Raw genomic sequence first — 13,933 nt, forward strand, 5'->3', positions numbered from 1 at the left:
CGGCACTCATGGCCGGCGCCCCTGGCCGTGAATCAGCAGGATCGAGAAATAGGGCGTGACCGTTTCGGCCTCGATCAGCCGCGTGACCCGCTGACCTGGCATGGCGGCATGTTCGACCAGCCATGCCGCATCCTCGCGCCCGGCAGCGGCCACCGCGCGGCGCAGTTTGGGCAGGTTGCGCCCGATCTTCATCACCACCAGCGCATCTGTATCGCGGATGCGTCGCACCAGTTCATCCTCGGGCAGGGTCGCCATCGCGATGGTCAGCACATCGTCGCCCCAGGTGATCGGGATGCCGGTTGCGTTCCACGCCCCGGCCATGCCGGTGATACCCGGCACCACTGCCACCGGAACCGTGCCCGCCAGCCGGGTGTGCAAATGCATGAACGAACCGTAGAAAAACGGATCGCCCTCACACAGCACGACCACGTCTTCGCCTGCCTGCGCCAGCATGACCAATCGCTGCGTGCATTCGGCATAGAAAGCGGAAAGACAGTCGTTGTAGCGCGGGTCGGATAACGGAATCTCGGTCGTCACCGGATATTCCATCGGGATTTCGATCACGTCGGGGCGGAGCATTCCTTCAACAATCCGCCGCGCCTGACCCGGCCGCCCGGCCTTGCGGAAATAGGCCACGTGGCGGGCGCCGCGCACCAGCCGGTCGGTGCGAACGCTCAACAGATCGGGCGCACCCGGACCCAAACCCACGCCGTGGATCGTCCCGCAGGAAAGGGCCGCGCTCATTCGTTGCCGCTCGCCAAAGCGTTGATCGCAGCAACCGTGATCGCGCTGCCGCCCAGCCGCCCTTCAACGATGCAGCACGGCACCGGCGGCGCGGCCCATAACGCGGCCTTGGATTCGGCCGCGCCGACAAAGCCCACCGGACAGCCGATGATCGCCGCAGGGCGCGGGCAATCGGGATCTTCCAGCATATTCAGCAGATGGAACAGCGCGGTTGGCGCGTTGCCGATGGCCACCACCGCGCCTGCCAGATGCGGCCGCCACAGTTCCAGTGCGGCGGCAGAGCGGGTGTTACCCATTGCCCGCGCCATGTCGGGCACTTGCGGCGCATTCAGGGTGCAGATGATCTGATTATCAGCAGGCAGCCGCGCACGGGTGATCCCTTCGGACACCATCCGCGCATCGCACAGCACCGGCGCGCCAGCGGCCAGCGCCGCCCGCGCCGCACTGGCAAAGCCGGGTGAGAAGCGGATATGCGCGGCAAGGTCCACCATCCCGGCGGCGTGGATCATGCGCACCGCCACCGGTTCCTCATCAGCGGAAAAGGGCGCCAGATCGGCTTCGGCGCGGATCGTGGCGAAAGACTGGCGATAGATGGCCGCGCCATCGGTTTCATAGATATGGGGCATCAAGCGGCTCCGAAATGGGCGAGAAGCTCGGCTGGGCTGAGCGCAGAGCGAACTGGCAACGCACCGGCGGGTGCGTTCAGGGAAAGATCGAACAGGCCATCGCGGCCGGTCAGCGTGACATCGGCGGCGCGCTGGCGGGCGCAGCCCTTGGCACAGCCCGAAACATGCAGCCGCCCGGCGACATGCGGTGCAAGGCGGCGGGCAAGATCGCGGGTTTCAACCGAGGCCTGCGGGCAGCAGGGCGCGCCGGGGCAAGCATCGACATGCAGCAGCGGGTCGGCAGGATTATCGATCAGCCCACCGGCGCAAACGGCAGGCGCGCCTTCCACCAGCAGCACACGCCACGGCGTGATCCGCACCGCTGCGGCGGGCGATGCTTCCACCATCACGGCCAGTATCCGCGCCTCTATCCGGCCAAACGGCAAGCCATAGGCCCAACTCCCATCACGGAGGCCCAGATCATGAAGGCCCGGCACGATGCAAGCAGCCGACGGCGCGGGCAGAATGTCGCCACAGGCCCATTCGGGCAGGACCAGCCGGTGTCGCGCCATGCGCCCCGCTTTCGCGCCGCCGCTGGCCGCAAACCAGTGGGCGAGCGCGATCAGCGCGTCCACTTCCCTGCCAGCAGCAACCGCCATACCGGTGGCGCGGCCATCGGCGCGCAGGATCAGACCGCCATCGCCGCCGCGCTCAATGCGGAAATCGCCCGCCTCGCCACCCAGAATGCAGGTCTGACCGGCATCGATGGCAAAGCACACTTTACCGGGCAGATCGGGCAACTCATCCAGCCGGGTCAGCAATGCGCCCGCAATGCGGTGGCTGTCATCACCGGCGCGCCAATCCGGCGCGACCAGAATGTTGCGCCGCTGTTCGATGACAGGGTCAGGGTCCACCAGATCCAGCACAAGCAACCGGTCGAGCAGCGCCTGCCAGCCAGTTTCAGGCACCCCGCGAAGCTGGAGATTGGCGCGGGCGGTCATGTCGATCAGGCCATTGCCGTGCACCACGGCGGCATCGCACAGGCCCAGCACTTGCGCCCGCGTCAGGCGGCCAAGCCGAGGCTTTACCCGCACCAGCAGCCCGTCGCCCGCCATCATCGGGTGCCAGGCATCGGGGCACCAGCCCTTCACCGCAAAACTGCTCATGCCCTGTCCTCAAGCCTTGGCAGGCTGGCGAGGATGGAATTGCGCCGGGTCTGCCACAGCCCGGCGGCATGGAGCGCGGCAAAGCGGGCTTCCATCGCCGCCAGCGCAGCCGGATTCTCGCGTTCAAGAAATGCGCGAACATCGGTCTGGCCCAGTGTCGCGTCGTGATAAAGGTCGAACAGATGCGGCGGTACGCTGCCTGAAAGGTGCGCAAAGGCACCCATATGGTCCAGCGTCGCGGCCAGTTCTGCCCCCCCGCGAAAGCCGTGCCGCATCATGCCCGCCACCCAGCCTGGGTGCGCCGCGCGGGCGCGGACCACGCGGGCGATCTCTTCGGTCAGGGTGCGCGCAACGGTGCGCCCCGGATCGCGATTGTCGAGGTGGTAGAGCGCCGCCGAACCACCGATCAGCGCCTTGGCAGCGGCAAAGCCCGCCTCGTGCGCGGCATAATCGGCGGCCAGCAGCAGATCGGTTTCGGGCAAGTCCTGAAGATGGACAAAGGCGTCCGCTCCTTCAACACGCTGGCGCAGGCCGTCAGGATCGGCAAAGGTTCCGATCGCATCGGAGGCTGCGTCAAACGCATGGTCCGATGCCGCCAGCCATGCCTCACCAGCAGCGCGCCGGGCCGCTTCAGTATAGACCTCGGCTGCATCGCCAAGACCCAGTCCATAGCTGCCGGGGGCCGGGCCATAGACGCGCGGTGCCGCAGCCTGCCCTGCAAACGGGTTCCAGTCCGCCGGTTCATCGCGCAAACACAGCGCGCGCACCGCTTGGCCAAACAGTATCGGCAGCGCAGGAAAGGCATCGCGGAACAGGCCGGAAATCCGCAACGTCACATCGATACGCGGCCGGTCCAGCAGCGCCAGCGGCAGGATTTCGATGCCTGTTACCCGTTCGGACGCGGTGTCCCACAGCGGCTTTGCGCCCAGCAGGTGCAGCGCCATGGCGAATTCCTCGCCCGCCGTGCGCATCGTGGCCGATCCCCACAGATCGAGCACCAGCCCGCGCGGATAATCGCCGTGATCCTGCAGATGCCGCCGGATCAGCTCCTCTGCCAGTGTCACCCCTTGGGCATGGGCCGCGCGTGAAGGCACGGCGCGCGGGTCTATCGCATAAAGGTTTCGCCCGGTTGGCAGCACATCGCTGCGCCCGCGAAAGGGGGAGCCGGAGGGACCGGGCGGAACGCGGCGTCCGTCGAGTGCCGCCAGCAATCCGGCCCGCTCGGCTGCGCCCTGATCTCCCCGCCCGAACACATGCAGCCCGCCACCGAACTGGCTGTCCTTTACATCGCAAACGAAGCGGTCGATCCGGGTGATCGCCTCGACCAGCGTGGCCGCGTCATCAAGGCCCAGTTCCGCCTCAAGTCCCAGCACGCGCGCTTCGTCGCGGATGTTCACTTGCAGACGGTCGCGGCGGGCCGGGTCCAGCCCGCCAGCGTTGGAGAATTCATCCAGCAGCGCCTCGATCCGGGCCAGCCCCGCACCGCTTTGCGTTTGCACCAGTGGCGGGGGAACGTGCCCGATCGTAACCGCGCTGATCCGGCGCTTGGCCTGCGCCGCTTCGCCGGGATCGTTGACGATGAACGGATAGATCACCGGCATCGCGCCGGTCAGCGCCTCGGGCCAGCAAGCATCGGACAGCGCGACTGATTTGCCCGGCAGCCATTCCAGTGTGCCATGTGCGCCGACATGCACCAGCGCGTCCACGCTTCGCTGGCGCAGCCACAGGTAGAACGCCACATAGCCATGGCGCGGGCAGCGGGACAGGTCGTGATAGTCGCCGTCGCGATGGGCGCGCTCGCCGCGTTCGGGCTGCAAGGCTACCAGCGCGTTGCCGATGGGCAGCGCGGCAAAACGGAACGCGCCATCGGCGGCGGCAGCATCGGCTTCCGGCTCGCCCCATGCGGCGAAAAGTTCAGCGCGCAGGGTATCGGGCAGTGCTGCCAACGCCTTGCGGTACTCTGCCAGCGGCCAGTGCTGATGTGTGCATTCAAGGAGCGCTGCCAGTCCGGCCTGCGCGTCAGTGGCATATCCCGCCTCGGCCAGATCGGCCAGGATCGCCTCGGCAGAAGCCAGCGCATCCAGCCCCACGGCGTGGGCGATCTGGTATGCCTTGCCGGGATAAGTCGACAGGACCAGCGCAACCCGCCGCTCGGCAACCGGCGTTTGGGCAAGTGCGATCCAGCCCGCTACCCGCGCGGTGATCGCTTCGATCCGGCCGGCATCGGCGCGATGGATGGTACGGGCAAAGCCAAGCGCGGGATCGCGCGTCCCCGCCTCCTTGAAGCTGGCGATGCCTGCAAACACCCGCCCGTCAATTTCGGGCAGCACCACATGCATGGCAATGTCTGCGGGGGAAAGCCCGCGCGACGCCGCCGCCCATCCCGCGCGCCCGGACGTGGCCAGCGCCAGCTGAAACACGGGAACGCCCGCGCCATCAAGCGGGGTGGCGCCGTCCTCGCCCCGCGCGGAAAAAGCGGTAGCGTTGATGATCGCTACCGGGCCAAGTCCGCGCACCCAGCGGTCCACCTGTTCGCGCACCTGCGGGGCTTTCAGCGAGGGGACGAAGATCGACAATGCATCGAAACCGCGCTGCTCGAACGCGGTATGCAGGGCGGCAAACGGGTCCAGATCGTGGGCGGTCAGGTAAGAACGATAGAACACGATCAGGACCAGCGGCCTTGCCGGATCGCGCACAAAGGCTTCAGGATCGACCACGCCAAAGCCGGGATGCCAGCCTCCCGCCATCGGCAGCGGATCGCATGTCCGGGCGGGGGCATCAATCAGCCCCGCCAGCTGCGACAGCGCGGCAAGCGCCGCCTGCGCCGCCCCTGCACCGCCAGCATCGCACCACTGCGCAAGTTCGCGCAATGCAGGCACCGGCACGGTCGAAACCGCATCCAGCCGCGCGTCCTCCCAGCCGTCGCCGGGCAGCACGGCCAGGGCGATGCCGCGCGACCGGGCCAGCGCCTCGACCTGTTGCAGCCCGTAGCTCCAATAGGGCGTGCCGCCGATCAGCCGGATCAGGATCGCCTTTGCACCCGAAAGTGTCCGCTCGACATACGTGTCGACCGACAGCGGATGCATCAGCGCCGCCAGATTGGCGAGCCGCAGCGAAGGGAACGCCACATCGCCCGCGCGGGCCTGATGCCATGCCGCCGCGAATGCGCCCAGGTCGCTGTCCGAAAAGGACAGGACCACCAGATCCGCAGGCTCTTGCCCCAGATCCTGCGGGACGGCGGTTTCCTCCATCCCGTGCGTTTCGCGGAAAATGACGTGCATGGCCCGCGCCTTACGCCAGCAGCACCGCGCGAATGGCGTCTGCATCGACATGATCGTGCTCGGCAATGGCGACCAGCGTGGTGCGGCGCGGCTCGTCAGGCCGCCACGGGCGGTCGTACTGGTGGCGCACCCGCGCGCCTACCGCCTGCACCAGCAGCCGCATCGGCTTGCCCGCAACGGCGGCATAGCCCTTCACGCGCAGGATATGGTGATCGCGCGCCAGCGTTTCGATCCGCGCCACAAGCACTGCCGGATCGGCGATCTCGCCCCATGCGATGACGGTGCTGTCAAAGTCGTCGTGCTCGTGGTCGTCATCTCCATCATGGTGCGATGGGCGCGCGGCGATGTCGTCCTCGGCAGCGGCATCAAGGCCCAGAACCACGCGCGGATCGACCACGCCTTCGGTCAGTTCGATCACCGGAACCGGGCGACTAAGCTCCGCCGCGATGATCGCGCGCGCTGCGGCGACACCTTCCGGACCTGCCAGATCAACCTTGGTCAGCAGAATCATGTCGGCGCAGGCAAGCTGGTCCTCGAACACTTCCGAAAGCGGCGTCTCATGATCGATGCTGGGATCGGCGGCGCGCTGGGCGTCAAGCGCGGCCACATCGGGCGCGAACCGGCCTGCCGCCACCGCTTCGGCATCGGCCAGCGCCAGCACACCGTCCACGGTGATCCGGCTACGAATCGCGGGCCAGTCAAACGCCTTGAGCAGCGGCTTGGGCAAGGCCAGACCCGATGTCTCGATCAGGATGTGATCCGGGCGCGGATCAAGCGCCAGCAGCTTTTCCACCGTGGGGATGAAGTCATCCGCCACGGTGCAGCAGATGCAGCCATTGGCCAGTTCTACGATGTTTTCCGCCGGGCAATCCGGAATGGCGCAAGATTCCAGAATCTGGCCATCCACGCCCAGCGAGCCGAATTCGTTGACCACCACCGCCAGCCTGCGCCCGCCCGCATTGCGGATCAAATGGCTGATGAGCGTGGTTTTCCCCGCGCCCAGAAAGCCCGTAATGATGGTGACAGGCACCTTTGACAGGTCGGCCACAAGCAATTCCTCCGCGCGCCAGAGCGACAAACGGCGGGGCTTGCCGGACAAGTCCGGTCGGCGCATCGCAACGGGCAGGCGCGATGAAGCACCCGTTACCACGCGGCCGTGCAGCCCCAGCCGCACAGCTTCGTCGCTCAGACGGAGAGTTACCGTGCCGTGACCATCCCCTGGATCAGGCAAGAGCGACCGGTGCGCCGGCAGGTCTCCTGGCTCGCGGGTCACAGCTTGATGCACGCCTTCCCAGACTTTGCGCCAAAGCGCTGTCCAGTGGCAGCTCCTGTGTTCAGGAGCATGTGCATCGCGCTATCCGCTTACAGTTGCAGGGACAGCCACGGATTTGGGAGCAAGCTCCCGCACCGCATTCCCGATTAAGCCCCTTGCGGGGCACCGGCGCGATCATTGAAGGGCGGGTTGCCCCGGTCCTTCGCCGCGCGCTCTAGACGAAAATGCCAGCCAAGCCAATTGAAGTTGTTGCTTCATCCTCTTTACGCCATCGCCTTATCTCGGATGGGTTGGCTGCCAGGCGCTCGATCGCATCGCAGGGATAAGTCCAGAGCGTTATTTCGGTTACGCCTTTTCTGATCCTGGAAGCCCCCGATAGGGCCAAGCGGCCGTCCTTGGCCCACCGTGTTCGCTCGCGGGACGTGATGCAGAGAATATCCTCGACCTGCCGTTGACTGACAGGCTTGCACGCTATCCGGAAAAGCCGTTTCCGTATGGCATCGACGAGATCTTCCGCAGCCTGCCTTGAATTCGGATCAAAGACACAACTTTTTCTGGATTTAACGAATGTTCCGTTGGAACGAGCCATCAGCATCCGGATCGCCGCGTCGCGCTCGCCGTGATGTACGCGAAGCCCGAGCGGCATTCGGACATCAAGATCGATTGAGACGGTGCAGGACTGGTCATCGTGGCTGAGTATGACGCAACGATCCACGCAGTGACGGTCAGGCAACGACCGAAACCTCGATTTCATCGAACCGCTTCCAGCGATAGATCGCGTAACTCGCCAGCCAGCAGAACACGAAAAGACCGATGATGGCGAAGCCCAGACCATTGAAATTTTCGCCCAGTTCAGCGGCGACCCGCCATGGCCTACCCGTAAGGGCCAGCTTGTCGCCAATCAGGGCCAGCGTTTCGATTCCACCAATGACAATCGCCACGATGGCCGAGATCAGGGTAATGGTGATGTTGTAGTAGAGCTTGCGGATCGGCTTCACGAAGGCCCATTCATAAGCGCCCAGCATCACCACGCCGTCCGCCGTATCGATGAGGGCCATACCGACCGCGAACAGGGCGGGCAGGACCAGGATTGTCCCGATCGACAGGCCATCGGCGGCCTGGCTGGCCGACATGCCCAGAATGGCAACTTCGGTTGCTGTATCGAACCCAAGCCCGAACAGAAACCCCAGCGGGGCCATATGCCAGCTTTTGTTCACGAGGCGGAACATCGGCCTGAACAGTCTGGAAAGCAGACCGCGCCCACCCAATAGCAGATCAAGATCGTCCTCGGCATAGCTGCCGCCTGCACGAGCATGGGCAAAAGTCCGCCAGACAGAGCGCAGGATGACCAGGTTCATGCCGGCGATCGTGAACAGGAAAAGCGCGGAAATCACGGTTGCAATCACGCCACCGATTTCCTTGAAAGCGCCAAACTGCGACAGCGCGCTGGCCGTCACCGCAATGATGATCGATGCTATGGCAATGATTCCGGAATGCCCGATCGCGAACCAGAATCCGACCGAAACCGGACGCTGCCCGTCCTGCATCAGCTTGCGGGTCACATTGTCGATCGCCGCAATATGATCGGCATCAACCGCGTGACGCAGGCCCAGCCCCCAGGCAAGCACGGCGGTGCCGAGCATCAACGGCTGTGCATGAAACAGGCTGAATGCCCAGACCCAGACGCCAATGTTGGCGGCGATCAATCCGGCAAACAAGGCACCAATTCGTCGGCGCAGAGACAGGGACGGCAGTGTCTTCGTGAGGGGCATGATTGGCTCGGCGATTGAGGAATGAACAAACGAAGGACGGTGCCGCAGACGTGCCGCAGCGCCGCCCATCAAGGGATTTCGCTAGAAATTGACCTTTGCGCCAATCCTCACAGTTCGAGGCTCGACCACGCGGCTCAACCGGCCTTCCACCGGAGCACCTGCATCAAAGGCGGGGATGTAGGACTCGTAATAATAGGCGATGTCCTTGTCTCGGCTGTCGAAGATGTTCAGCACTTCTCCAAATATCTCGACCTTCTTGCCCTTCCACGCGGCCCGGGCATTCATGACCGTGCTGCCCCGATCCCGGACACTGTTGTCCTCGACAAGCGGAGAAGGTCCAAGGTGGCGCACCCGAATGCTGGCTTCCCAGGGATCAAGAATGATGGCGGCACCTGCTGAAGCCGCGTTCTCGAATGCATTGGGGATGTGATCGCCATTGTCGAAGCGCGCATGGCTGGCGGTATAGTTTCCATCAAGCGCAAGCCAAGGGAACGGCCGCCAGAAGGCGACGATTTCATAGCCATGACGCCCACTGGCACCCGACGGTTCAACAGCATTGGAATCGCCAATGAAACGAAGTTCGCTGCCGACATGCAGCCACCAGTAAGTCGCGGTTAACGTGACCCCTGAGAATTGAATGCGTCCTCCCAGTTCCTTGCCAATGCCGCGAACCAGAACGGGAACAGGCGTGTCCCTGTTGACCGCACCCCGAACATCATTGGAATGGAATCCACGGCCCCAGTTGGCGTAGAGTTCAAGATGCGGCGTAACCTGATAGGCGATTGACGCCTTGGGAGAGAGAATCGACGCTGAGCCACTGCCTTCGCCCAGCGACGCCGCAACAGAATCTCGTGCACGCACGGAATAGTGATAATAGTCCCCGCGAAGACCACCTGTCACACGCAGTCCCGCCAAGGGTTTCCAAGCGACTTCGCCGTAGAGCGCGGAAGACAATTCCCCGACCCGGTAGTGCCCGAGTGACGCAAGAAATGCGCGGGCAGCCGTTCGATCGACACCAACATTCCCGACGGCGTCGTATCTGTTTTCGGTGCCAAGGCTCACAGCCAGACTGTCAGCGATTTCCCAATGTTTTTGTGCGGACAGCCCGAGGACCCAACGCCGGTCGAACTGCTTGATCTGCGCGCTTGTGCTATCCGGATCGGTGTAAGTGGGGTTCGAGAACATCGACCAGTCATAAAACTGGGCATAGACATTGGCGCGCCATGTCGGTTGCTTGACCGCGATGTTAGCCACCAGGCGCGTCGTCTCACCCCGCGCGGAAGGATCTGGAGAGCAGAACACATCCGCACACAACGCCGTGCCGATAATGCGCTCGGGGATTTGCTCGGTTGGGTGCCATGTCGCCCGGTAGGCATGGAGAGATGCCTCCAATGTGCCCGCACCGGTCGGCATCCTATATTTCGCGAACCCCGAGTAGTGGCGCAGACGTTCAGGTTCCTGCCACGGTCCGTCATAGGTCTTGGCCTGGGCGACAAGCGTGAGGTCTCCAGCACCCAGGTCGTGCAATGTTCCGCCCGCAGCGACGCGGCGCCAACCATATGATCCAGCCTCGGCCGATGCCCATGGCCGGTCATAACCCTTGATGGTCGTCATATAGGCTGCTCCCGCCAGAGCGAAATCACCGCCATCGGCGCGGTAGGGCCCTTTACGAAAATCCTCCCGGCCCACGATCTCCGGAATGAGCCCGTTGAGGTCGAGATAGCCATGACCATGTCCGTGGGTACGAAAGTTCATCTGCACATCATCGATATAAGTACTGAAGTCAGACCCATGGTCGAGGTTGAAACCGCGCAGGAAATACTGGTTGGCTTTGCCGCTCCCCGAATGCTGGGCTGCAACCAGCCCCGGCACCGCTTCCAGCAGTTCGGCCACGCGGAGAAGGGGCCGCACGAGGAGATCGGCCCCTCCGACGCTTCCTTCGCTCGCTGATTTGGCAGTGCCGATCATGGCCTCACCGCGACCGAAAACCACAATGTCGTTGCCTGCCACGACTGCATCCGCGCTTGTTTGCGATCCCTTTTCAGAGGTTTCGGCAAAGGCCGGTGTTCCGATACAGATCAGCGGAAGTGCGCTGCTGGTAGTAATGGTCTTGATCACGAAATAGTCCCCCGGCGTCTTGCGACGTGGCCGGGGCATACCCGCGCGAACGGGCGACACGCGCGGCGACCGGACGCCATGGGTGGCCGACGCACGTCTCCGATGCGACCCCAGCCGCTCGTTCGTCGCTCAGACGGAGTTCACCGTGCCGCAGCCATCCTCTGGACCAAGGCAAGAGCGACCAGACGCCGGCAGGTCTCCTGGCTCACGGGTCACAGCTTGATGCACGCCTTCCCAGACCTCGCATGATTTAGCGTCCGGCCCAGTGGCTGCCCCTTCAAATGAGGAGCGATGTACATCGCGCTATCCGCTTACAGTTGCAGAGACAGCCACGGATTTGGAAGCAAGCTTCCGCACCGCATTCCCGATTAAGCCCCTTGCGGGGGGCACCGGCGCGATCAATGAAAGCCGGAATGATCCGGTTCTCGATCCCTCGTCTAACTGAAGTGATCGGAAAAGCCAATAACGCTTGGAGCAGGGATTGAATCAACGATTACTGCATCCCGCGCCACCATTGCCATTGGCACGGCCAGAGCGCACCAACCGCGCGCACTCGATTTGAATGGCGGGTTTTCACTGAACCTATCGTTGGCCATCGGACTCCTGTACGACCGGAAGTGGTCGGCAGCCGACAATGCTCAAATTGGTTTGCATGAGTTTGACGGTCTCACCGCTTCTCGCGGAAGTCCCAGAGCGGAATGCCCATCTTGCGCGCCTTGTCAGCCAAATTGTCTTGGATGCCGGTGCCCGGAAATACGACCAGACCTACTGGCAGAGCTTCGAGCATACGGTCGTTGCGCTTGAACGGAGCGGCCTTCTTGTGTCGGTTCCAGTCAGGCCGGAAGGCGACTTGTGGAACTCGGCGCGTATCGGCCCAGCAAGCGGCGGCGCGTTCGGCACCGGTGGGCGTTGCTCCATGCAACAGGACCATGTCGGCATGACGCCCATGAACCCGGTCGAGGACATCCCAGATCGCCGAGTGATCGTTGCAATCGGGGCCACCTGTGAAGGCAATGCGGGTGCCTTCGGGCAACAACACACGAGCATTCTCTCTGGCGCGTTTGTTGAGGAAATCGCGGCTGTCGATGATGGCTGAGGTCATGGCCTTGCGGTTGACGCGGGATCCGGTGCGGGGCGTCCAGGCCTTGCGGGCGTGGATGCGGAATTGATCGGCGGCGGCTTCGCGGAAGAATTCCATCGTGTCGCGGCGTTCGATGAGTGAGATTCCCTCGGCGATCTGGCGCTCAAGTTCGACCGAGCGCACTTCGCTGCCATCCTGTTCGCGCTGAAGGCGTTTTTGCGCCTGTTCATTGTCGTCAAGATCGCGTTCGACCCGCTCGCCGGCGCGGTGGAAGATGTTGACGAGGTTCCAGAGCAGGTCTTCGAGATCGGGTTCAATGCGGGTGTCGATCAAGGCCGAGACTAGCCCGTCGAACATGTCGGCAACTGCGCCACCGGCAAGGCGAGCGTCGGGTAACGGCCTGCCATCGGGTTCGTCCTCGAAGGGCCGATAGCCGTAGAGCTGCATTTCCTGAAGGAGATAGGCGGTTGAGCCGAGTTCGGGGGTGGTGTCTTCAAGGGGAAGATCTGGGGCGCTTGCCATGATGGTCTCCGTGTCCTGAGCCGCGCCTCTCGCGGCCTTCGTGGCGACGACCAGCGGCGGCGGGCATGGGCCTGCACCGAGCGGAACCGCGCGGCCGGAGCGCCAGCGGAGGATGGCGAAGCAAGGCAATTTTGTTTCGCGATGCAAAGGGGCGCAGCCCCGGCGGAAAATAGCCGCAGCGTAGCCATTGCGGTGCCCGTGTTCGCTGCCGCAGTCGCCCCCTCCCGAAGGCCGAGGGCGTGGCGACCTTCAAGGACTGGGAGAGGTGGCCATGCGCCCCACTGCCCCGGAAAACCCCCCGCTTACCGGCCAGCTTCGCTCATCGTTTGAGAAACTGCACGGCATCGGCGACGCTGAGCTGCACCCGAATGGCCGCTGCCAACCGCTCGTGGCCATAGGCGGTAAGGTCGCTGTTGAAATCGTCGAGTCGGGGTTCAAGCGGTATGACCGCAATGCCCAACGGCTCGCAGCGCTCGATCAAGGTCGACAATGCCGTTGCCCCGGCGGGATCATCATCGCGCGCGACATAGAGGCAGCGCAGCGCAGCAGGGAACTGGATGGCAGCGAGGTGGGCGGCCGATAGTCCTGCGATCATGGGCATGGATGGCATCACCTGCCGCAACGACAGGAGAGTTTCGAGGCCTTCACCGGCAACCATGACACCGTCCGCTTTGCCGAACCGGACGCCCGAGCCGAGCAAGTGCCCCATGGCGCGTCGTGGATATGCGACAGCGGCTTTGTCGTGGGATTGTGGATCAAGCCAGGTGCGGTGAACCCCCGTGATAGTGCCCTCATTGTCGGTGACTGCAGCGATCATGGCTGGCCATGCCTCCCGCACTCCGGGGACATCATCTTCAGCAGGCCGATAGTAGCAGCGCGGATGGAAACGCAGTTGATCTATGCCGGACAGATCCGTGATCGACCGGCGACCAAGATAACGCGCTGCGATGCTGTTCGTGATCGGCTTTGAAGCGGCCCATAGGCGCCGTGCCGCTTCTGATGTGCCGGTCGGCGCCTTGCGTATGGTCGGGTTGCGCGGCGTGGTTTCCGGTGGCGGCGGCAGGCTCAGGAATTGGCGGGCTTCATCAAGTGTCTCGCGCATGGTCCGGTGGGCGCAACTTGCGGCGATGATGTCGAGAAGATCACCATGGTCGCCGCTTTGCGCGTCTGTCCATTTGCCCGCGCCTCCCCGGCTCTCAGCCGTGGCCGACAATCTGACGTAAAGACTGCGACCCGGCGAATTACGGACATCGCCGACCAGCCAGTAGCGGCCTTCACGGCGGCCATTGGACAGGTAACGACGGCAGACCGCCTCGGCTGAGGCGGCAAGGCGGCGGGCGATTTCGGTGGCGGGACTGTCCATGCGGGGCT

The 13,933-nt window shown here is 64.0% G+C and carries 10 protein-coding genes and 2 riboswitches; all 10 genes read right to left on the reverse strand.

All coding sequences use genetic code 11. The features are described from left to right. Nucleotides 1-6 precede the first annotated feature (6 nt). The 10 genes from cobI to EWH12_RS09335 all read right to left on the reverse strand — a co-directional run bounded on the left by cobI (nucleotide 7) and on the right by EWH12_RS09335 (nucleotide 13,925). Nucleotides 7-744, reverse strand: a complete 738-nt coding sequence (gene cobI / locus EWH12_RS09290; RefSeq protein WP_053556447.1) for a precorrin-2 C(20)-methyltransferase — start codon at nucleotides 742-744, stop codon at nucleotides 7-9. Then, complete coding sequence (locus EWH12_RS09295) at nucleotides 741-1,370, reverse strand: precorrin-8X methylmutase (protein ID WP_066653804.1); 630 nt, start codon at nucleotides 1,368-1,370, stop codon at nucleotides 741-743. Before EWH12_RS09295 ends, cobI begins: the two co-directional genes overlap by 4 nt. Continuing rightward, nucleotides 1,370-2,515, reverse strand: coding sequence for a cobalamin biosynthesis protein CobG (locus EWH12_RS09300; protein WP_066653805.1), 1,146 nt, complete (start codon nucleotides 2,513-2,515; stop codon nucleotides 1,370-1,372). The genes EWH12_RS09295 and EWH12_RS09300 overlap by 1 nt, the downstream gene beginning before the upstream one ends. Continuing rightward, entirely contained in the window at nucleotides 2,512-5,796 is a 3,285-nt protein-coding gene (gene cobN, locus EWH12_RS09305; RefSeq protein WP_073977029.1) for a cobaltochelatase subunit CobN, read from the reverse strand. The genes EWH12_RS09300 and cobN overlap by 4 nt, the downstream gene beginning before the upstream one ends. A gap of 10 nt (nucleotides 5,797-5,806) precedes the next feature. Beyond that, nucleotides 5,807-6,844, reverse strand: a complete 1,038-nt coding sequence (cobW, locus tag EWH12_RS09310) for a cobalamin biosynthesis protein CobW (protein WP_066653895.1) — start codon at nucleotides 6,842-6,844, stop codon at nucleotides 5,807-5,809. Nucleotides 6,845-7,026: 182 nt separating this feature from the next. Beyond that, nucleotides 7,027-7,254: riboswitch (cobalamin riboswitch) on the reverse strand. Between the two features lie 29 nt (nucleotides 7,255-7,283). Beyond that, nucleotides 7,284-7,715, reverse strand: coding sequence for a hypothetical protein (locus EWH12_RS09315; RefSeq protein ID WP_129926376.1), 432 nt, complete (start codon nucleotides 7,713-7,715; stop codon nucleotides 7,284-7,286). Between the two features lie 79 nt (nucleotides 7,716-7,794). Beyond that, a complete protein-coding gene (locus tag EWH12_RS09320; RefSeq protein WP_066653898.1) occupies nucleotides 7,795-8,841 on the reverse strand; it encodes a HoxN/HupN/NixA family nickel/cobalt transporter in 1,047 nt (348 codons plus the stop codon). An 81-nt stretch (nucleotides 8,842-8,922) separates the two neighbouring features. Beyond that, nucleotides 8,923-10,998, reverse strand: a complete 2,076-nt coding sequence (locus EWH12_RS09325; RefSeq protein WP_066673514.1) for a TonB-dependent receptor — start codon at nucleotides 10,996-10,998, stop codon at nucleotides 8,923-8,925. A gap of 134 nt (nucleotides 10,999-11,132) precedes the next feature. Then, nucleotides 11,133-11,368, reverse strand: a riboswitch (cobalamin riboswitch). Nucleotides 11,369-11,626: 258 nt separating this feature from the next. Beyond that, complete coding sequence (locus EWH12_RS09330) at nucleotides 11,627-12,562, reverse strand: DUF2493 domain-containing protein (protein ID WP_129926378.1); 936 nt, start codon at nucleotides 12,560-12,562, stop codon at nucleotides 11,627-11,629. A 319-nt stretch (nucleotides 12,563-12,881) separates the two neighbouring features. Beyond that, entirely contained in the window at nucleotides 12,882-13,925 is a 1,044-nt protein-coding gene (locus EWH12_RS09335; RefSeq protein ID WP_129926379.1) for a DUF7146 domain-containing protein, read from the reverse strand. Between the last annotated feature and the right edge of the window lie 8 nt (nucleotides 13,926-13,933).

It is taken from the genome of Sphingobium cupriresistens (assembly GCF_004152865.1).
Lineage (GTDB): Bacteria > Pseudomonadota > Alphaproteobacteria > Sphingomonadales > Sphingomonadaceae > Sphingobium > Sphingobium cupriresistens.

Bases quoted from the DNA above. Each gene is read 5' to 3' on its own strand.
- cobI (WP_053556447.1), bottom strand. From the start codon at position 744: ATGAGCGCGGCCCTTTCCTGCGGGACGATCCACGGCGTGGGTTTGGGT.
- EWH12_RS09295 (WP_066653804.1), bottom strand. From the start codon at position 1,370: ATGCCCCATATCTATGAAACCGATGGCGCGGCCATCTATCGCCAGTCT.
- EWH12_RS09300 (WP_066653805.1), bottom strand. From the start codon at position 2,515: ATGAGCAGTTTTGCGGTGAAGGGCTGGTGCCCCGATGCCTGGCACCCG.
- cobN (WP_073977029.1), bottom strand. From the start codon at position 5,796: ATGCACGTCATTTTCCGCGAAACGCACGGGATGGAGGAAACCGCCGTC.
- EWH12_RS09315 (WP_129926376.1), bottom strand. From the start codon at position 7,715: ATGCCGCTCGGGCTTCGCGTACATCACGGCGAGCGCGACGCGGCGATC.
- EWH12_RS09320 (WP_066653898.1), bottom strand. From the start codon at position 8,841: ATGCCCCTCACGAAGACACTGCCGTCCCTGTCTCTGCGCCGACGAATT.
- EWH12_RS09325 (WP_066673514.1), bottom strand. From the start codon at position 10,998: ATGCCCCGGCCACGTCGCAAGACGCCGGGGGACTATTTCGTGATCAAG.
- EWH12_RS09330 (WP_129926378.1), bottom strand. From the start codon at position 12,562: ATGGCAAGCGCCCCAGATCTTCCCCTTGAAGACACCACCCCCGAACTC.
- EWH12_RS09335 (WP_129926379.1), bottom strand. From the start codon at position 13,925: ATGGACAGTCCCGCCACCGAAATCGCCCGCCGCCTTGCCGCCTCAGCC.